Annotated in this window: 14 protein-coding genes; 8 read left to right on the forward strand and 6 right to left on the reverse strand. The window is 43.4% G+C overall.

Translation table 11 applies throughout. The features are described 5' to 3' along the window. Positions 1-74 precede the first annotated feature (74 nt). The 5 genes from pnp to FTV04_RS11600 form a co-directional block, all read right to left on the reverse strand. Positions 75-2,162 (reverse strand): polyribonucleotide nucleotidyltransferase, encoded by a 2,088-nt coding sequence (gene pnp, locus FTV04_RS11580; protein ID WP_171262611.1) that lies wholly within the window; start codon positions 2,160-2,162, stop codon positions 75-77. Between the two features lie 273 nt (positions 2,163-2,435). Next, positions 2,436-2,705 (reverse strand): 30S ribosomal protein S15, encoded by a 270-nt coding sequence (rpsO, locus tag FTV04_RS11585; RefSeq protein WP_005007057.1) that lies wholly within the window; start codon positions 2,703-2,705, stop codon positions 2,436-2,438. A gap of 868 nt (positions 2,706-3,573) precedes the next feature. Continuing rightward, entirely contained in the window at positions 3,574-5,355 is a 1,782-nt protein-coding gene (gene recD, locus FTV04_RS11590) for an exodeoxyribonuclease V subunit alpha (RefSeq protein WP_180089643.1), read from the reverse strand. 140 nt (positions 5,356-5,495) lie between these two features. Then, the gene (locus FTV04_RS11595; protein ID WP_257221039.1) at positions 5,496-9,266 is read right to left on the reverse strand and encodes a UvrD-helicase domain-containing protein; all 3,771 of its coding nucleotides are present in this window, start codon (positions 9,264-9,266) and stop codon (positions 5,496-5,498) included. Continuing rightward, entirely contained in the window at positions 9,263-13,048 is a 3,786-nt protein-coding gene (locus FTV04_RS11600; protein WP_180089625.1) for an exodeoxyribonuclease V subunit gamma, read from the reverse strand. Before FTV04_RS11600 ends, FTV04_RS11595 begins: the two co-directional genes overlap by 4 nt. A gap of 179 nt (positions 13,049-13,227) precedes the next feature. Here FTV04_RS11600 and FTV04_RS11605 point away from each other — a divergent pair, with 179 nt between their 5' ends. After that, positions 13,228-13,749, forward strand: coding sequence for a hypothetical protein (locus FTV04_RS11605; RefSeq protein WP_180024754.1), 522 nt, complete (start codon positions 13,228-13,230; stop codon positions 13,747-13,749). A 163-nt stretch (positions 13,750-13,912) separates the two neighbouring features. On the opposite strand, the gene FTV04_RS11610 is transcribed toward FTV04_RS11605, so the two are convergent. After that, the gene (locus FTV04_RS11610; protein ID WP_180089627.1) at positions 13,913-15,331 is read right to left on the reverse strand and encodes a phosphate--AMP phosphotransferase; all 1,419 of its coding nucleotides are present in this window, start codon (positions 15,329-15,331) and stop codon (positions 13,913-13,915) included. Positions 15,332-15,536: 205 nt separating this feature from the next. Here FTV04_RS11610 and FTV04_RS11615 point away from each other — a divergent pair, with 205 nt between their 5' ends. The 7 genes from FTV04_RS11615 (at position 15,537) to FTV04_RS11645 (ending at position 21,835) form a co-directional block, all read left to right on the forward strand. Beyond that, complete coding sequence (locus FTV04_RS11615; RefSeq protein ID WP_180010241.1) at positions 15,537-16,250, forward strand: hypothetical protein; 714 nt, start codon at positions 15,537-15,539, stop codon at positions 16,248-16,250. A 225-nt stretch (positions 16,251-16,475) separates the two neighbouring features. Further along, positions 16,476-17,420, forward strand: a complete 945-nt coding sequence (gene ubiE / locus FTV04_RS11620) for a bifunctional demethylmenaquinone methyltransferase/2-methoxy-6-polyprenyl-1,4-benzoquinol methylase UbiE (protein WP_078189802.1) — start codon at positions 16,476-16,478, stop codon at positions 17,418-17,420. A gap of 16 nt (positions 17,421-17,436) precedes the next feature. After that, positions 17,437-18,105, forward strand: coding sequence for an SCP2 domain-containing protein (locus FTV04_RS11625; protein WP_180002881.1), 669 nt, complete (start codon positions 17,437-17,439; stop codon positions 18,103-18,105). Positions 18,106-18,123: 18 nt separating this feature from the next. Continuing rightward, positions 18,124-19,743: an AarF/ABC1/UbiB kinase family protein gene (locus FTV04_RS11630; RefSeq protein ID WP_180007065.1), complete on the forward strand. Its 1,620-nt coding sequence runs from the start codon at positions 18,124-18,126 to the stop codon at positions 19,741-19,743. A gap of 111 nt (positions 19,744-19,854) precedes the next feature. Further along, entirely contained in the window at positions 19,855-20,262 is a 408-nt protein-coding gene (locus FTV04_RS11635; protein ID WP_180010239.1) for a hypothetical protein, read from the forward strand. A gap of 106 nt (positions 20,263-20,368) precedes the next feature. Continuing rightward, positions 20,369-21,448, forward strand: a complete 1,080-nt coding sequence (locus FTV04_RS11640) for a patatin-like phospholipase family protein (RefSeq protein ID WP_180048786.1) — start codon at positions 20,369-20,371, stop codon at positions 21,446-21,448. 72 nt (positions 21,449-21,520) lie between these two features. Further along, on the forward strand, positions 21,521-21,835 hold the full coding sequence (locus FTV04_RS11645; RefSeq protein ID WP_078189807.1) for a hypothetical protein: 315 nt from the start codon (positions 21,521-21,523) through the stop codon (positions 21,833-21,835). The last annotated feature ends 64 nt before the right edge of the window (positions 21,836-21,899 follow it).

Here is a 21,899-nt window from a genome sequence, read left to right on the forward strand (position 1 = left end):
GTTCATACTCTGACTGCACTCAAGGCTTTTTAGAATCCATTCACAGAGCCGAAACCCTGTGAATCAACAAACCATTAAGCTTGTTCGATGTCTTTCATGGTTAATTTGATACGACCGCGGTTGTCGACATCAGCAACTTGTACTTTGATCTCTTGACCTTCAGATAATACGTCTGAAACGTTCGCAATGCGTTCGTTAGAAATTTGAGAGATATGAAGTAAGCCATCAGTACCTGGAAGGATGTTTACAAACGCACCAAATTCAACGATACGAATCACTTTACCAGTGTAGATTGTACCTGGTTCGATTTCAGCAGTAAGCGCTTGGATTTTCGCAACAGCAGCTGAAGCAGCCGCTTTAGTTTCACCAAATACGCGAACTGTACCGTTATCTTCGATATCGATTGCTGCTTTAGTTTCTTCAGTGATCGCACGAATCGTTGCGCCACCTTTACCAATCACATCACGGATCTTATCAGGGTTGATGTTGATCACTTGGAATGTAGGCGCGTGCATAGAGATTTCAGGACGAGCGCGTGAAATTACTTGGTTCATTGCATTTAAGATGTGCATACGACCTGCATACGCTTGGTTCAATGCAACTTCCATGATCTCTTCAGTAATACCTTCGATCTTGATGTCCATTTGAAGTGCAGTAATACCGTTTGCAGAACCTGCTACTTTAAAGTCCATGTCGCCAAGGTGGTCTTCGTCACCCAAGATGTCAGAAAGAACTGCGAAACGCTCGCCTTCTTTGACTAGACCCATTGCGATACCCGCAACTGGCGCTTTAAGTGGAACACCTGCGTCCATAAGTGATAGAGAAGCACCACATACAGAAGCCATTGAAGATGAACCGTTAGATTCAGTGATGTCCGATACGATACGGATCACGTACGGGAAGCGGTCAGCTGCTGGAAGTACAGCTTGTACACCACGACGCGCTAAACGACCGTGACCGATTTCACGACGTTTAGGACCAGATTCACGACCAGTTTCACCTACAGAGTATGCAGGGAAGTTGTAGTGCAACATGAAGTTGTCAGTTTTCGTACCCGCTAATGTATCTACCATTAACGCATCACGTGTATTACCCAAAGTTGTTGTTACCAACGCCTGAGTTTCACCACGTGTGAATAATGCAGAACCGTGAGCACGGTCTAACACGCCAACTTGTACGTCAAGCGCACGAACTGTTTTAGTATCACGGCCATCAATACGTGGTTTACCTGACAAGATGTTGTCACGTACTGTACGGTATTTCAGGTCTTCGAATAATTCAGCTAAGTCGTCAGCGATACCGTCAACGTCTTCTTCTGGAACAAATTGAGCAACAGCTTCAGCTTGAAGCGCATCAAGTGCTGCATAACGATCGTGTTTAACAGCGATTGTGTATGCTTCAGAGATTTTCGCTTCAAACGCTTCTTTTAATTTTGCACGAAGGTCTTCGTTTTTCGCAGGTGCAGTCCAAGTAGACTCTGTTGCACCAGCAGCCGCAGCAAATTCTTTAATCGCTTGGATCGCGATTTGCATTTCGTCATGACCGAACAATACAGCGCCAAGCATTTGGTCTTCAGAAAGTTCTTTCGCTTCTGATTCAACCATCAATACTGCAGATTCTGTACCTGCAACCACAAGGTCAAGGTCAGATTCTTTAAGCTGTTCGTGGTTCGGGTTAAGGATGTATTCACCGTTGATTAAACCAACGCGCGCACCACCGATTGGACCACGGAAAGGCGTACCCGCAATTGCAAGTGCAGCAGATGTACCTAACATTGCAGCAATGTCAGCATCCATCGTTTTGTCAGAAGAAATCACAGTCGCAGTCACTTGGATTTCGTTGTAGTAACCTTCTGGGAACAACGGACGGATTGGACGGTCGATTAAGCGTGAAATAAGAGTTTCAGCTTCAGACGCGCGGCCTTCACGTTTACCGTAACCGCCCGGGATACGACCTGCAGCATATTGTTTTTCTTGGTAGTTAACAGTCAATGGGAAGAAGTCTTGACCTGCTTTAGCTGTTGGTTGAGCAACAACGGCAACAAGAACTTGTACACCACCCATAGTGATGATTACAGTGTTCGCTTGACGCGCAACACGACCTGTTTCTAGGACAACTTGATGCTGACCGTATTGGAATTCTTTACGAATAATATTAAACATCGACATGTTTTATTTTTTCCTGATTTTATTCTAGTGGAGACCCCTAAGGTTTGGCATTCACTCAACGCCCCAAACGCTGCAACATAAATGACAAAGCTTAGAAGCCGACCTCACTAGATATTAAAAACATTAATTAAAAATACTAATTTGAGACACAAAGAAGGAGCGAATCAACGCCCCTTCCCCATTATCCAACCAAGGTTGGATAGACTTTAGTTTTCAGTAATACAGCACTAAGCATGCAATAGTCCGAAAATAAAAGTTTAAATCGAATTAACGACGTAAACCTAAAGCAGCAATCAATGCGCTGTAACGAGTAGCGTCTTTACCTTTAAGGTAGTCAAGAAGCTTACGACGTTGGTTAACCATACGGATAAGACCGCGACGGCTATGGTGGTCGTGTTTGTGCTCTTTGAAGTGACCTTGTAAATCATTGATTTGAGCAGTTAAAAGAGCTACTTGAACTTCTGGTGAACCAGTGTCGTTTTCAGCGCGAGCGAATTTTGCAACGATCTCTGCGCGATCTGCGTTTGTTAAAGCCATTCGATTTCTCCGAGATGCTTATAAAGTTAACTTTTGATACGAATCAACTGATAAATCAGCTGACTGCCGTGCATCACTACAGCAAGTGCATTATATTAAGGGAAAATCGTCCCAATTGCAAAAAGAGATGGCCGACTTCGTCAGGTTTTCATGACGATAATAGCGCCTTTTTTTTCACATCGATTCCATTATAAATTTTTTATATGTTTCGATACTTTATGCGACACAAAACCGCATATTTCTAACATGTTGAATGCGATGTCATTGAATGAATTTTAAACTGATTTTTTGATATATTTTGCCACTCGATGTTTAGCATGCAAAACTCAAAGTGGAATGATTAAAAAAAAGCCCGAGCTAGGCTCGGGCTTTTTTGCGCTGTAGTTTCTTCTTTTTTAGTTATTGTTTTATTATTTATTGTTTTATGTGGCGCTTTTCCGCGTCCTTATGTCAAACATTCCATGTTTTAACTTGCACTTCCTTATGTGGTAGATTTTGCCACAACGGCTATTAGATAAAAGTCGTATTTTTCGTATCTATATGTAAGCTTTTTCGTACATCAGTTAAGCTCTATTTCTTTTCTGTTACAGCGTATAGGCATTTCTTATTTTCCAGACATAAAAAAGCCCTGTAGTCTCTCCCAAAACTACAAGGCTTAGCGGCTGTAAGTTTCCTATTTCCTTACTTCACTGTAAGTTCGCTGTCTTTTGACGTTATTCTTATACTTTTGCGATTTTACTCAACCATCCGTGTTGAGTTCTTTTTCTGTGAAGTCATCTTCTCAAAAAGCTCTAAAAAGCTCTATGCGCAAATCTCCTGAATCGATGTAAGCCATTTCTTACAAAATACGGTACATTTTGCCTAGGCTTTACAAAGGTAGGTGATTGTTAATTTTTTCTAACAGACCACTAACTCGCGCTGTTCTTTTTATAAGCGCTTTTGCCAATGCATCTTTTGCAACAAGCAAACTCACCACTTTTTTGGCACGAGTGATGGCGGTATAAATCAGCTCTTTACTCATCATTTCGGTAGCATGATTTTCCAAAACTACCGCCGTATGGGTAAATTCAGAACCTTGAGACTTATGTATGGTCAAGGCATAGGCGGTTTCTATACTTTTAGGTAACCGTGTTGCCACCACCCATTTATCCAAACTTGGAAAATAAACCTCAAACTGCGACTTTTCCGTCATCGGTCGTTTTAAGCAAATCCCGATATCACCATTTGATAGTCCAAGTTGATAATCGTTATAGGTCATCATGACTGGACGACCGACATACCAATCCCCTTGTTTCAACACACCCAAGGTATTTAAGACCCGAAGTTCAATCTGCTGGTTGAGTTCGTGTAAGCCTAATTTTCCATGTCGAATGGCCGATAGAATCCGATAATCATCAAAATAGCGAATCAATTGGGCTGACCAATTTGCATATTCAGCGGGTTGCTCTGGCCATTGTTTTAACCATGCCACATAGGGCTGAAAACCATACATCAGTTGATCATAATATTTTGCCCAATGTGCCGCACTGTTCGTGGCTTCGGGGAGATATTGCAACTGAATCACATCGCTCATATTCGGTGTCAGCTGAATCGGCTGAAGTTCGGATGCAGATACCACCTGATGTTCGAATTTCGCCAGAACTTCTGTGGTTGTTTGCTGTTGTTCTTGTTGTTGAATAAAACGAGCAAACTCACCAATGGCTGCACCCTGTACAAAACGGCGGCTGGTCTGTAAATGGGTACGGTGGGCTTGTAAGGCATCAACATCCTGAAGGTTGGCCAAAACAGCGCCAACATCGACCGAAGCCAACTGTTCTGCATCCCCTAAGAGAATCAGCTTGCTGTGTTGAGGGATTGCCGCGAATAGCATCTGCGCCAAACTTAAATCCAACATGGAGGCTTCATCGACCACAATGACGTCATAGGGTAAGCGTTGGCGCTCATTAAACCGCGGGATAGCGCGCGTCCCTAAACCCAATAGACGATGCAAAGTTACGGGTTTCAAATGTTTGTGAATAATCGAATAATGCTGCAATGCAGGATCTTTAAACGCTGCTTGTAAGGCTTCTTCCATTCGCTGCGCCGCTTTTCCTGTCGGCGCTGCCATCGCAATTCTTAAATTTGGATTTTGCTCATTCAACACGGCAATAATCCGAGCCAAGGTATAAGTTTTACCTGTCCCAGGCCCACCGGTAATGATATTAAAATTGTGCTGACACACCATGTGCAGTGCTTGGATCTGATGGGGATCGGTCAGTAAATCTTTTTCAATATTAAGCGTCTGCGTTTGATTAAGATCTTGCTCAGTTTGCTGCTTTAAACGTGCGACTTGCTTCGCCAAAGCATTTTCTAATGCCCAATAGCGATAGAGATACAGTCGCTGTGAATCAAATACAAAAGGCGCAACCGGCGTTTTTTCAGCTTGCTCAAGCTGAACCATCTGAGCCAAACATTGAATCTGTACATCTTCGGCCAAAATACAACTGTCGCCTTTTTCCACGGCTTGCATCAATTGTTGAATTAACTGATTTGCAGCAGGATGACTGGCCTGATTGGGTAAATAATGTTGGATTAAATAGTCAATCCAATCCGGCAAAACCGCATCTAAATCAGCAGTTTCTTGGGGATTTTGGGTAACTAAAACCTGCATTTCTACAGTGTTTTCTTGTCCCGCGTGCAAAGGCTGTGCTGACAAGGCTTTTTGATCATTTTCCACACAGTTATCCTCAAACTTATCCACAAAGCAACTTATTGTTTCAGCGTGAATATTTTTATCTTTTTCGTGCTTTTTCACGTTTTAGCCACAACCTTTTCGCTCAATATTGCATCGAGGTTTTGAATGAATGTATCCGCCGGCTTCCAGTGATATACCCCACGATCGGACTGTCCATCCATACCACGAAGATACAGATAACTCGCCCCACCCAAATGCTGCGTCATATCATAGTCTTTCATCACGGCTTTCAAATAACGATGCAGGGCCACCAAATATAATGCAGCCTGCAACCAGTAACTGGAATGACTCATACTTTCTCGAATATAGGCATGATCATAATGTGCGGTCTGATCGCCTAAGAAATTACTTTTATAATCGGCAATGTGATAGCGCTGACCATCAAAATACACCAAGTCAATCGACCCCGTCAGATAGCGTGCTGTAAACACATCATTCAAATCTTGTATTTGTAAATCTGGCTCTTTTAGGCTTTCAAATAGCATGCGTATTTTACGTATCGCCAATGCACGATCTGCCATACTCAAATGAAAATCCATTTCCGAACGATATTCGCCATCGTTTAACTGATGCAAGCTAAAACCATCATGCAATGGTGTATGAATAATTTGACTGTACCATTCCCGCATTTCTTCAATCAGTTCAGCTTCATCTTGCTCAGGGTTTGCCGTTTGCCCGAACTGTTTCATTAAGTTTTGCAACATTTGCGGCGAATCAAACTCAACATCACTATGAAAACGTGATGCGATGGCTTTGGCCAACTTCTCTTCTGGGGTGCTAAATCGAACTTTTTCCATCAATTTATGCAAGAAACTTCCGGGCTTGGTTCCCTTTGGAAAATGCCGTTTAATCCAGCTTATTTTCTCTGCCGTTTCTGCTTCAACGATTTCAAGCTGTTCAACTTCATCGGCAGCACTGTCTTCCTGTTCGTTCATTGCCGCTGCCAGTTGGTCACGTTGTATATGTGTCTTATGTGCCGTACGCGTGAGCGCGGTAAAACTGGTGGTTTCCCGTGGATAAAAATGGCTGTTGGGAATTTCTTCCGCGTCTAATACAACAGTTTCAACCTGAGTCTGAGTCAAAATTGGTGGTGCTGCACGCAAAACATCAGCATCCACACTTTCTGCATGTTGGAACAGATCAGGTTCGCTTCCACGCCAAAAAGTCAGTCCTGAACGCGCTTCTGCCATTTGTTTCTTTTCTACTTCATGATGACGTAGCACGGCATAGACACGATAACTGGCACGGGTCAACGCCACGTACCACAAGCGATGATGCTCTGCTTCATTGCGCGCATCATTTTGTTGAATATCATCTTCGGGTAAGTCCGAAGACTTCACGGCAATCACACGTTCTAACCCAAGGCTTTTTTGCTGATTGTCTTTAAGGGAAAAATTCAAATTGCCTTTTTCACTTAAGCCTGCATTTGCTCCCAATAAAAATACACAACCAAACTCTAAGCCTTTGGATGCATGAATCGTCATCAGTTGCACCCCCAATTGCCCAGTCAATTTTCGCTCTTGGGTGCTTTCATTATTGATGCCTAAATTGATTTGGCGAATAAACCATTGATAGAGCTTATGCGCACCGGTGTAGTGTTCACTTTGCTGACTTAATAATTCTGCGATATGGCGTAAATTCACCACTGTGCGTTCATTATCTCGACTTTGCCCAGCCACCAAACGCGTCCACACCTGAAAGACCGTCATGCAGCTATTCCACGCGCTGCGGAATCCTTGCTCATTCCAAATTTGTCGAATCTGTTCGAGTTTTTCGATGATGTCGCTGAGTCCATCCGCTTGCTGTTCGAGTGCGACCAATTGTTTCAGATCAAAACCCAATAAACGGCTCAGCAGCGCACGTTTCACCTTGGCTTCTTGATAGGGATTCAAAATCGCGGTCAGCAAAGCGGCTACATCTTGTGCGACGGAACTTTTATAGACACTGTCCCGAGATGCTTTATAACAAGGAACGCCGAGCTGCAATAAACATTGTTGCACTTGCTCTAAGTCGAAATGGTTTTGCCCCAAGACCGCAATATCGTTTGCTGTCAGTGCTCGCTGGGTATTGTTGTCTTGAAAATATAAATGTCCTTGCTGAGCTTGGTTGAGCAATGACTGAATCTGCCAAGCCACTTGCTCAGCTTCATTCAGCGTTTCATCCAAAGCCAACCAACGCAGAGGTTGTGGATTGACTTGATCATGATCAATCAACGGCGGATGCTCACGCTCACCTGCTTGAATCGGGGTGTATTCAACTTGCTCACCAAAGTCCATTTGCCGATGAAACAAGGCATCCACCACTTCAACCAAGTTTTTGACTGAACGATGGTTTTTGTTCAAGGTATAACAACGTCCACCCTTGCTTTGAATATCATGACGCGCTTTACGATAGGTCAGCATGTCACCGCCACGGAATCCATAAATCGCCTGTTTCGGGTCGCCGACCATAATCATACAGCCCTGATGTAAGCGCTCCTTGACCCGCCAAATACTGGATAGCATGTCATCTTGATCTTGGTTGGTGTCTTGAAATTCATCGACTAAAATCAGCGGATATCGTGCCAAAACATGAGCGGCAAAACTGTCTTTCCCTGCTGCTGAGCTTTGCTGTAAGGCTTCCGATAAGGTCCTAATTTGTTGTGAAAAGGTGGTTTCGCCAGCGTGGGACAACACTTGAGGTAAACGCTTTTTGACTTCCTGTGCCAAATAAAAGTTTAGAAATTGTTCTGCTTGATTGATATGTTCATAAGCATTGAGCACCGCTCGGAGTTGTTGCACAAAAGCATGTTGATAAAATTCTTTTGAGACATCTGGCTGCTCTTCAACGACTTTGTCTTTAAATACACGTGGCTTGAATTCAGTTTTATTCGGATCATAAAACAATGAACGAATGGCTTTCATTGTCGGTTGTAACACGTCGGACTGAGTCAATACCCCTTGGCTACCCGCAGCTTCAAAGTGCTGTAAAAACTCGGGAATGCGTGTGTTAAAGGTGACAAAGAATGCCCCTTTATTAAAACGTCGAGCGTCCACCAAGTTTTTATAATGACTTGCGGCATCAAAACACGCTGCAAGTTCTACTCGAGCAGCAGGCAGCATTTGCGCAAGCTGATGACACATCGCCTCAAAATGTGCCAAAGCATTTTCGGGTAATTCAGGGACACGTAAATCCACCGATGGGAAGTTTAGACTTTCCTTTACCACGCCCAGATAATATTCAGGGCCTTTCAACTGATGATTCAACAGCAAATATTCAATCAAATGCGCAGGCTGCTGCTGAATCCAATCTCTTAATAAATCATGAATAATACGTTCAATATGTAGATCTTCATCTTCACTGATTTGCACCTGTTCGATACGACCACTTTCAAAGGCAAATTCACGTAATAACTTTTGACTAAAGCTGTCTAAAGTTCCGACAAAGAGTTCTTCATATTGTTGTAAGACCACGTTCAGCCGATTGTAGGCATAATCTAAATGATGCCCATGATCTTTCAACACCTGCTGATACAAAGGGTCATTCAAACTCTGCTGAAGTTCGGCCAACTCATCTTGAGGTGCCGCCAACAGGCTATAAATAAAGTCACGGGTTTCTTCAATCCGCAGTCGTACCCGCGCTTTGAGTTCCGCTGTAGCCTTACGTGTAAAGGTAGTGGCAATGACCTGATTCGGCATATAACGATCGAGAAAAATCCGCACCATCAGACTGGATAGCGTATAGGTTTTCCCTGTACCCGCAGAAGCCTCTATCCAATGGAGTCCTGTAAAGCTCATGTCTGCAATCGGGTTGGTGGACATATTCATCGTTTGCTGTGGCATATTCATTTTTTCACCTCAGGCTTGATGACATTGAGTTTTTTTAGGCCGTCATCCGCCTCGGTATCCATCACATGATATAAACGTTCTGCATAATAACGACAGGACAATGCCAGAAGTTCATCTGCCGCTTGTTGCTGTAAAATAAAGCTCCAATCACGATGGTGGCTATTGGCTTCATTCGACTCCAACTCCACTCCACCAAAACTATGATTTTTCAGCCATTCCTCTTGAAGCTTTGCAAAATTATCAGGCATGAGTTGGCCTGTTTCATTTTCCACCCAAGTGCATTTTTCTTGGCGAATTAAGGCAGCAGGCAGCACCACAGGACGTTTTTGTGCATGTTTCCACATCGCCACCCATTCACTGAGCTGCAGCTTGGCTTGTGCAGAGCTTAATCCACAACAGACTATGCTTTTATCATTACAAATCACTTCACGACGATACGTCGCGCCCTCATCGCCTAAGTCTAAATAGCTCAACCACAATAGATATTCGAGCCAGGTTTGCGTCTGACGCTTAGGCTTTGCCCCAGACGCCATACAGCTTAACCAATGCATACTCTGAGAGTCTTCAGGCACGGTGATACTCAGTATCAAATGCGGTTCAAGCTGTAAGTTTTGTAAGGTGGTCGCGGTTACACGGCGTCCATCCAAACGCTCTAATAACTGTGCCTGCTCTTGCAAACTGAGCTTCCAAGTCGCTATTTGACTATGTCCCACAGGCAGTACATCTTGGAACAAGGCCATATCCGGTTCAGTTGGAGTCGTAGAGTTCTGATCCTCAGCTTGGTGGACACGAGAGGCAGGTTGCACATAATGCTTTTGCAATAAGTCACGGACATGATATTGCTGTAAACGGTCGAGCAATAAAGGCTCTTGCTGTGGTAATTGGTCACCGGTATAGACACTGGCCACGCCAAGCGTTTTCAAATATGCACGAGCTGGAAACACCACATCTTTAATCCATTCCTGACCATCCAAAACCCGTACTTCTTGTTCATCATGCACAGGATAATCACGGTTAATCCACGATTGGCGTTGACCAGACTGATCTAAAATATGTTCCGCCACAGCAAACCATTGATCTTTATATCGTAAGTTTTTCGACTGCTGAAAACCCATCGGGTCAAAAGGCTGCAAAGGATAAATATGGTATAGCGGCTCGAGCTGCTGTGGAATGCGTAAGCCATCCAAATCCAGCATGGCATCATGGGGTTGGTTCAATTGCTGCGGCTGAATCATCCGTGCGAGGAACTGGCTAAATTCATATATCACAGAGGATGGCTCCCGACTTTCACCATCATTGACATCAAAGCCATTATAGAAAATCCACAAGGACTGTCGGGCAAATAACAAGGCATCTAGAAATGCACCTTTATCATCTTCCAAACGAGAGCGATCACCCAAAACCGGTTTAAACACATCCATCAAATCAAAAGGCACTTGCTGATCACGACGTGGAAACTTACCACTATCCATGTTCATCAACACCACCAATGAAAATGGGACTTGGCGGATTTTCCCCATGTCCGCAAAGGTCACGGATCCTGTCGGTTCGATCTGATCGGCAGAGCTATCGATGCCTTGTTGTATTTCTTTGAGCAGCAAAGATAATGGCAAATTAAAGCTATTGGGGAGCGACTCAACTTTATCACTTTGAGCATTGTGCAGACGTTGCGTCATCGCACGCATCACACTGCGAATGGTTTCAAATGCACGACCACTGGCCTCCACAAAAGGCTTCAAATCTGCGTCTAATTGTTGCAACCATGCTTTGACCGTCTGTGCGCTGAGATTTGGATTGAGCCAATCTCGACGCGCACTGATATCTCGGTAGATCTGAATTAAAGTTTGCACCAACTCAAAATCACTACTCAACACCCCTGCAAAACTTAAGGTGTCCTCAAATACGGCATGTTGTGGAATCGCAATCCCTAAAGCCAAACGGTCTAATGCAAATTTAAAGGTATAACGATAATCTCGGTCTTGCTCGGACAAATAAGCCAACATGTGCTGTTCGTCTAAACCACGACGGAAACCGGCTTGAATCAGCAGTTCCATCATACGTTCCATTTGCACATGGTCGAGCTGATACAGTTCTTGCACCGCATTCAAATTCAGCCAATCATGAAAATCTTCTGCGGTAAAACGACCTTGACTAATTTCAATGCGTCCAACAAAGGCTTGCCATGCATTTTGAATATCTTGACTGACCACCCCTGCAATTTTGACTGGGATATAAGGTAAATCCACAGCACTGCGACCCATGCCTCGAGTCGTCGAAAAGACCGTCCGAATATGCGGTTCCAGTTCTTTTAAGTTTGGCACCAAGACCAAGATATCACTCGGATGGCGTGGCTCTTGTTCCGTGCCATCGGCCAACCAATGCACCAACTGTTCACGTAAAACCTCTAACTGACGCAGGCTAGAATGACAGACATGAAATTGAATCGATTCATCTGCCCCCGCGAGTGCATATTGATGCTGCTCGGGTTCTTCTAAGGTCATGATGTCATATTGAATTTGAGCGAGCAGTGTTGTCGGCTCGGTGTCTGGAAAAATATCTTCCCAGCCTTCGCCACCAGACATATTCACCAATAATGCAAAGTTATCCCGCGCACGTTTACCTAAACGCGTCAGTAATGAATGCTGAGATTCACGAAATTCCGCATTGGTCGTACTCAGATAGGCCTGAATTTGTGCCGTGCCGACATTGGGATTTCGCTCAATATAACGCTGTTGTAATTTCAAGTTATAACGATCTTTCCATACGGGATCGACCATGTCTGCCCAATACTCACGCGATGGGTTGAAATACAACAGATGCACTTCGGTATACGCTGCCAAGCGATATAAAAATTTCAGTTGTGCAGGGGGTAATTCTAAGGTCGTAAAGACGAAAATCTGTTCAGGCAAACCGTTATAGGTTTGGTGACGCTCATCATCATCGCGCTCATCATCCTCAGCATCCAAATCAAATTGCTGCTGCCGATTTTGCTCAGCATGCGCCAAGGCAAACCAAAATTTATTGTCTATTTCCTGACGGTCATTAAAGTCTTTTTGGAATACTTGATGCCACAGCCAACGCTGCCAATGCTCCAGTTGTCGAGCCTGAGTCGGTAGATATTCATCGGCTTGTTCAGGTTTCAGACCTGTAAGTTGCATAATATTTAACGGCTGGTTATAACTCCACGCTTTTAGCCAGTCAGTATCGCAATGTGGACAAACCCAGTGCTCAACACCTTCATCTGGGGTATGAATACAACTGCCACGAAAGGCCATGTAGTTGGTAAAAAGCCGAGTGACTTGAGCAGCGATCCAGTACAACATTTCTTGCCGCTTTTGCTCACGTTTTTTTCGATCTGAGAGCTGTGCTGTGCTGTCAAAAATACGCTGAACTAAGGGCTGAACATCTGTCGGAATCTGTGCTGCATCAAACTGATCAGCTGCAATAAAAACCGCTAAAGCATTATAAATACGCCATTGCATAATCAACGGCGGCATATTGATACCTTTAATCCGCTCTCGGTCTTGTTTATTCGGCAAGGCCCAATCGTAGGCTTTCCACTGCAACCCTAAAATTTTACGATGATGCTTAATATTGGCACTAATACTGATTTTTTCAGCAATTTGTTTTTCTAACCATGCAGCAATGGCTTGATCGGGCACCACGATATGTCGTTCTTGCAAGACGGACAAAGCATTGGTCGATTGATTCGATTTCAATTTTTCGATTAGACAATCCACCAAAACTTCGATTCGTTGACTTTGAATTACATGTATTGCCATGGATTACCTTTACAGCCTGCGTGACCAACTACTACAAAACAACAATGATTATTTACTATACATCTTGGGCTGTCTATGCGACTTTGACAAGAGAATAGATTGCAAAAAATGCTTTTAAACAAGTATCTTAATGATACTTTATGAGAAAAAAACCAATCCAGTATCAAGGGTATCTGCTTATGAAAATTGATAACATTCCTGATTCCATCGACCCTAACTTAAATCTGGACATTATTCGCGCTGAATGCTTAGAGCTCGTCAAAAAACGTGCTTATTTTTCAGCAGGTGCAGCTATTATTCCTGTGCCATTTTTGGATGTGGTGATTGACGTCGGAATTTTGTCACAGCTCATTCCAGAAATTAATGCGCGTTTTGGTTTAGCGCCAGATCAAATTAGTGTGTATGATCCAAAAACCAAACAAATTCATTGGACGGAACTGCGTAAACGTGGTGTCGAATTTTCTGGTTTAGTGGTTGCACGAACCGCCATGAAAAAATCGCTGAATAACATTGCAGCAAAATATATTACCAAACAAGTCACTAAATTTATTCCATTAGGTGGACAATTGGTGGCAGCCAGTTTGGGTTATATTGTGATGAAAAAAGTCGCTGAAACCCATGTAGAAGAAAGCTACCAATTGGCGAAGCGTATTCAACAGAAATTTCCGAACCAACCTGTCCCAACGCCTAACAATGGTTAACGAAACGATGTATAGCGCATCAACAAGATTTAAGAATCAAAGTGATTTAAACCATAGATCTAAAGATGAAGTAAATCTGAAAATGAGCGAGTTTTGAAAATGAAGAAAAAAGCCACGAATTGCGTGGCTTTTTTCATAAAATCAATCTGCTTTCATCATAAAATCAATCTGCTTTCAACTGCGCTAAAATCGTTTTTAGCACTTGTAAACGAGCACTATGCTTATCATTGGTCGCAATCACATGCCACGGCGCATATTCTGTATCCGTGCGTTGCAACATATCTGCGGCAGCTTTGAGATAATCATCCCAACGGTCACGATTCCGCCAGTCATCTGGAGTAATTTTAAAACGCTTATGTGCGGTTTCTTCTCGAGCTTTAAACCTTGCAGCTTGCTCATCCTTTCCAATGGCTAACCAGAACTTGATGACAACCGTTTGACTGTTATATAGATCCTTTTCAAAGCGATTAATTTCATCGTATGCCCTCTGCCATTCAACGGTATTAGCAAATCCTTCAATCCGCTCAACCAAAACACGACCATACCAACTGCGATCAAAAATCGTGATTTTCTCTTCAGGGACAATTTTATTCCAAAAGCGCCATAAGTAAGGACGGCGTAGTTCATATTTTTCAGGTGCTGCTATGGTATGAATTTCATATTCGCGTGGGTCTAACTTTTTAACAATACGTTTAATTGCTCCGCCTTTCCCTGCGGCATCCATCCCTTCAAACACGATCACCACGTTGCATGAATCAAAACGTAAAGCTTCAGCCACCTTACGGCTTAATTTTTTTAATTCTTTTTTATAATCGGCTTCATCAGCGACGGCAGTGCTGGGTTCCAATAACGCCTGTGGTGTTTTGGCTTGTTTCCAACGCCCTACCGCTTTAGTTTCATGTGTTGGACAATGTTTTAAAGTGCGTAAAATATACTGTGCAAATTGCTGATCACGGACTTGCTCATCTTCACAGTCGATAATGATCCAGTCATGACTAAAACGCTGACGTAAACGTTGCAAGTTGTCATATTGTTTTTTATTGCGCCAATCTAAACCATGCAATTTATGCCAACGCGCTTCACTCGGGTCCATTTCATCCAAACGTTTTTGTAAAGATTTCCAAGATAAATCGAACCAGACCTTAATCACATCGACATGATTATTTTTTAGGTCTCGTTCATAAGCCCGCATGTTCTCGACATATTCATCAAATAAGGTTTCATCCAAAGGCTTCGACACATGCATGGCGGTACTGAGCAAATCACTATACCAGTTTCCAAACATCACCATAATTTGCCCTTCGGCAGGAATAAACCGTGCATAAGACTGCCAAAAGGTTTGTTTTGGATTAAATATGATCGGGGCATCCGCTTTCACCCTTAAGTAACGTGGATCGACCCATTCACGGAGCTGTTTGACGGCCTCCCCCTTACCCGCAAGCTCGATTCCACTCACTAAAATCAACATGCTTTTGGCATTGGGCTGACGGCTGGTATTTTTCAGTTGATACTGCGCTTCAATCAGCTCAACCGAGAGTTGTTCTTCATCCATCAATTGAAATTCTGTTTCTTTTAAGCTCATGGCGGACCCTTGGTTTTATTCTGTTTTGAGTATAACCATGCCGTTCATCACACAACAATGCTTTCATGTATGTGCTGAAATGCAAAATATGACCGTTTCTGCAACAAACTGACTCAGATTGACCTGTAATTTCGTCACTTTGTCATAGCCCTAAGCTCCAACACCCACTAAGATTCAAACATCTAAAAAATAATTGAGACACTCAATGTCCAAACTTGCGGTATTAGATGATTTACTTGAACTGTATTACCAGTTGAATTACCACAAAAAGCCAGAAATTTTACAGCGTTTACAAGATGTCCAACAGTGGCAAAAACAGCGCATGCAACGTACGCATGCTGTGCAATTTGCTGAAAAACACAATGTACTGATGTCTGAATATTTTATTAACCGTTTATATGGCGGTCCTGATTTTGATGCATTAGCTGCACAAATTGCACGTCTCACCCGCTATGCGCATAAAGCAGAAAAACTAATTCCAGATAATGCCATTAAGACTGGCACTTCGGGCGTACAACTTGCGATATTGGCCGTACAGCTCGATGAACAAGTAGCCATGCAATTACTGCAAGATTATCCAAATAATCCAACCCTGACCGATGAAATGATGCGTCAGACCTATCTCAAGCTCGATCAAGGTAAAGACCGCATGTTGCAGCTGCAACTGTTAGACGATTTAGGTCGTAATTTAGATAAATATATGCGCTCGTTTATGGTCTATACCGCCTTTAAAATGTGTAAGGGCGCAGCAAACAAATACAACTTCGAAGTGATGTACGACTTTATGCAAGATGGCTTCTTGGCGATGAAACCGCTCAAGTCAGCAGAAAAATTTGTCCGCGAATTTACCGCTGTAGAACGCCAAATCATTGACCGTGTACATGCCGGTGACCCGAACCCGTTTCAGCCTGCGGCTTAACAAAACTCACATCCCACAAAGCCCATGTTTGATATAAAACAAACTGGGCTTGCAAGACTGAATTCAGATTTTTTATAGGGGATTTGCAAAGCAATTACAGCAGACCCTTATTTTTTCTGTATATTATTCACAACAAATGCAAATGACTGCTGTATAACAACAGAGAATCTGTCATCATGCTTGCAAAGCAACATTAACCCTATTTATAAGTTAGGAGTGACTCTAATGTCTAACGAGAATCAAACGCCTGCCCCTACACCTGAGTCGGCACAAAATACAGACAAAGTGAGTCCATTCTTAACTGAGCCTTTACCACAAGGGACAGCGCAAGGTCAGCAACAATCTTTAGAACAACGTCTGACCGACACACCTGTGACAGGTTCAGTACCCAAATATAATCTGCCACGTGGCGCGAATACTGGTAACGTTGGAGCAACCACGCACTTTGGTTATCAAACCGTGAGCAGCGAAGATAAAGCGCAAAAAGTAGCGGAAGTCTTCCACTCAGTGGCTGCAAAATACGACATCATGAATGATTTAATGTCATTTGGTATTCACCGTCTATGGAAACGTTTTGCCATTAACATGTCTGGTGTACGTCGCGGTCAGCACGTCCTAGATATTGCAGGCGGTACTGGTGACCTTGCCAAAGTATTTAGCCGTGAAGTTGGCCCGACAGGTCATGTGGTGCTTTCAGACATTAATGAATCGATGCTCAATGTCGGTCGTGACCGCCTCATTGATGCTGGTTGTACCAATGTCGATTTCGTTTTGGCCAATGCTGAAACTTTAGAACCTTTTGCAGACAACAGTTTTGACCTATTGACCATTTCATTTGGTCTACGCAACGTGACTGACAAAGATGCTGCACTAGCTGCAATGTACCGCGTTCTTAAGCCAGGTGGTCGTTTACTGATTTTAGAATTCTCTAAACCGGTATTTGAACCATTCTCAAAACTGTATGACTTGTACTCATTCACTGCATTACCGATCATGGGTAAAATCGTAGCGAATGACTCTGAAAGTTATAAATACCTTGCAGAATCAATTCGTATGCACCCAGACCAACGTACTCTTAAAGGTATGATGGAAAATGCGGGCTTCCAAAACTGTGATTACCACAACTTAACGGGTGGTATCGTGGCTGTACACCGTGGTTTCAAACTTTAATACTGCAGGCTGAACTATGTGGTCGATTCTCGCACTTGGTGCAGTTGAACGCTTAATTCATCATGTCATTGATTTGGATGCGATTACCCGCATCCAACTGAATGAATTGCAAGGCAAAATGCTTCGTGTGGTGATCGACTCACCACAGTTGTCGGTGGATGTGTTTTTTGACGATCAGAAAGTTCGCTTAGAACCGACGCCAACAGGACATACTGAAACCGCATCCATCTTTGAGCAACGCCCTTTCGAGCAGCAGTCAAACATAACTGAAGCAACGGCGACCTTACATGTCAAAACGGTCGTCGAGCTCCTCAAACTGCTGTTGGCTGAAGATGTCGGCAATATTCCATTGCAAGGTGATTATCACTTATTGCAGGATATCCAGCGCATTATGCAGCAAGCTGAGCCTGATTTAGCTTCGCATCTAAGCCCTTGGATTGGTCCAAGCCTTGCGCATGAAATTGGTAAGTTACAACTTGCACCCAAACATCTCAAACGTACTTTACAAAGCCATTTGTTCTTTGCTGAAGACGCGTTAAAAGAAGATTCAGGCTTGCTTGCCCCACGCTGGCAAATGGATGACCTGAATCAAGACACCCGAATTTTGAATCAAAATCTGGACCGTGCAGAAGCAAAAATTCAGCAGCTGCACAGCCAAATTGACTCATTACAAGACAACACTTAAGACTAGGTAATTGCATATATGATTCCGCACGTTTCACGTTTACTCGACCTTTGGCGCATTGCTGCGCACTATAGACTCGACACGTTGTTTCCTGCGGAAGAATTACCGGAAAAAGCCCGTCATATTATTTCCCTCATTCGTATACATCCTGCAGCACGTTTAAGCAAAGAACGTAAAAATCCACTGAAGCTAAAACAAGCTTTAGAAGATATGGGACCTTTGGCCATTAAACTCGGTCAATTACTGTCTACCCGTCGTGACTTGATTCCACCTGAAGTTTTACAGCAATTGGTGCTTTTACAAGACCGTGTAAAACCTTTTTCAAATGACGTTGCCAAAATGCGCATTCAGGAATCACTCAAAGCCGATGTTAATACCTTATTTGCACGCTTTGACGAGCAACCTTTAGCCGCAGCATCTATCGCACAAGTGCATACTGCTGCACTGCATGATGGTCGCGAAGTCGTAGTGAAAGTGGCTCGCCCGAATATTCGCAATCAAATTCTGCATGATTTTGAAATATTAGAGTGGCTTGGTCAGTTCCTTGAAAAACGCCTAGAAGCCGCTCGTGCCCTGCATCTATCTGAAATTATTCAAGACTACCGTCAAATTATTCTCAATGAATTGGATTTGACTTTAGAAGCGGATAACACGCGTCGTATGCGTCATTACTTCACCGGTTCAAGCATGATGTACGTGCCTGAAGTCTATATGGACAGCCGTGATGTCATGGTCGAAGAGCGTATTACGGGTGTACCAATTTCAGATATTGCGACCTTTGATCGCTTGGGCATGGATCGTAAAGATTTAGCCGAAAAAGGGCTCACCATTTTCTTTACCCAAGTGTTCCGCGACAACTTCTTCCATGCAGACATGCATCCGGGGAATGTCTTCGTCGAAACCATTAATCCAAGCAATCCACGCTTTATTGCCTTGGACTGCGCGATTATGGGTGAGCTTTCAAAGCACGACCAAATGACCGTAGCACGCATGCTGCTTGCGGTTATGAACAGCGACTTTATGCAACTGATTCAAATCGTGCATCAAGCGGGTTGGATTCCACCGGGTACAGATCAAGATGCCTTAGCACGTGAAATGCGTCGTACCGTTGGCCCAATGGTCTCTAAACCAATGCATGAATTGGACTTCGCCGGCATCCTGATTCAAGTGATGGATATTGCGCGTCGTTTCCATTTAGAGATTCCGCCACAACTGATGTTGCTGCTCAAGACCTTGGTCCATGTTGAAGGTTTAGGAACTGATCTCTATCCTGAATTGGATATTTGGAGTTTGGCAAAACCAATCCTCACCGATTGGATTAAAGCGCAAATGAATCCGCAGAAAAACTTAAAAGAACTCGGGCAAAAAATTCCAGACTTACTTTTAGGTGCGCAAGATTTACCAACGCTGATGATCGACAGCCTGAATGGTTTAAAAAATCAGTCGGCTTGGCATGCCAAACAACTGAATGAACTGCAAAGCATGCGCCTGCAAATGGAACATCAGCAAAAACGTAGTTGGGTTTTTGGCAGTATTATGGCCATCTTCCTCTCCATCGCGATAATTGCGCCATGGTATGTTTCCATCGTATTAATTGCACTTTCAAGCTTACTTGCCATTTGGCGTGTGTTTAAATAATCTGTGTTTAAATGATCTTGATGTATCCATAGCTCCTTTAAGCCTTTTGACAATAAAAGGCTTAAAGCCATAAAAACAAAAAATTCAAAAATTTAAATAAGGCTGAACGCCATGTCATACAGTTATTTAGGGGTACTGTATGGTCGAAACCCTCTCCGAGCATGTGCAACGGCCTTGCTGTATAGTTTTTCGACCCTGCTCGATGTGTTGGTTCAATTAAATATGCACATGCCTTTTCTAAACTGGCAACCGCCAGCCAACACCACCCTGTATCGGATGCAGCATAGCGCTACATTTTGGTGGATCATTCTCTTTAATGCACTTCCCTGTTTATTCCTACTTTGTTTGCCACAGCAAAAGCTGATGGCGGGGTTAAATTATTGGTTATTAGCTGGGGCCGTGATTTTTATCATTAACCTATTTGCTTGGGCGGTCTTTCCAATGGCGACATGGGCAATCGTCTGCCTCAGTTTGTTTCAATTGCATCGGCATAACGAACAACTATTACAGCATTCCTGAGAGACGCCCTGATATGACTGAGAAGTCATTTGTCGGAAGTTTCAGCCATTGGGTCTGTGCAAAAACGCATTAGAATAATTCTACGACTGTATTTTAAGCGACTACCATGACTCAAATTTTGCAAAAAAGACCGCCTGCGCTCAATATCCGTGCTGGCCATTTAGCCCGCCAACTGATTGAACAAGAGGGTTTAAACGCTGCTCAAGTGGATATCCTGCCCGGTGCTGCGGGTGGTCCGAAAGGCATTGGTATTCAAGGTTTAGATCAGGCGATTTTTGCTGACTTTTTGCCACGCGCGCAACAAAAGCGTACTTTAATTGGTTCATCGATTGGCAGTTGGCGCTTTGCCAGTATTGCTGCTTGGGGAGCCATTGAAGGGACGAAACGCCTTTCTGAGCTGTATACCAATCTGAGCTTTCATAAAAAGATGAGCCGTCAAGAAGTCAGCGATGTGTGTCGTGGCATGCTGATCGATTTGATTCAAGGTCAAGAAGCGGCACTGGTTAATCACCCGGATTATCACCTCACTGTGCTTTCAGTCAAAGCTCAGCATATTTTCCAAAGTGATAAAGCTCTGCCGCTATTAGCCTCTGTCGCAGGAATCGTGGGCACGACAGCGCTCGCACGTAAACACAGTCGTTATTTCATGCAGCGTGTAATTAGTCAGCCTGTGTCAGGTCATCAATTTACCGTGGCGGATGATGGCTTTACCACGCATTACCATGCATTGACTCAAAATAGTGTTATGCCGTGGCTTATGGCATCTGCATCTATTCCTGGTGTTATGGCCGCGATCCGTGATATCCCTGATGCACCACAAGGCAGTTACCGCGATGGCGGCCTAATCGACTATCACATTGACCTGCCCTTCCAAAGTCAAGGCATCGTACTATATCCACATTTCACAGATAGCATCACCCCCGGTTGGTTTGATAAATTATTTAAACGTCAGGCTAATCCAGACAATCAAGCGCGTACCTTGTTACTATCACCTTCACAAGAATACCTTGCAAGCTTGCCGCTTGGCCGACTGCCTGACCGCAAAGATTTTACCCTCAAAGGTTTAGACAACCAACAACGGATTAAAATGTGGAACCAATGCGTGGCTGAAAGTCAGCGTATGGGCGATGAGTTTTTGGAAATGGTTGAGAAGCAACATTTCCCAGCAGTCATGCAAGCACTCTAAGCGTTACAGTAATCTCTTGCGAGGGACGCTATAATCCTGTTTCAGAATTTTGAGCTTATTTAGTATAGATTTATGCGGATATTTTTAACTGTTTTGCAGTATGCCTGCATCGCTTTTGCACTTTTCCTTGTTTATCAAGTGTCAACCGCCTTGATCAGCGGCCAATACGATTTAATGGAAGTAGTGGCAGATGTCGGTACCATTTTAATTTGTATCGATTTGGCGGTATTTTTATTTACTAGTAATGCAAAACAAGGCATTAGTATCGAAGACTATGCGAAACAATTGGAACAAAAACCGTCTAAATTGGTATATGTCACCCGTAAATTGGGACACTTCGGTATTTTGCTGATCATTACCAGTTGGATCGTACCGATGATTCGCTAATGTATTTTAGTTCAATAAAAAGGATCATCATGTGTTCATGATGATCCTTTTTTATGTCATCGGA

It is taken from the genome of Acinetobacter sp. YH12219, from assembly GCF_013417875.1.
In the GTDB taxonomy this organism is placed as follows: domain Bacteria; phylum Pseudomonadota; class Gammaproteobacteria; order Pseudomonadales; family Moraxellaceae; genus Acinetobacter; species Acinetobacter amyesii.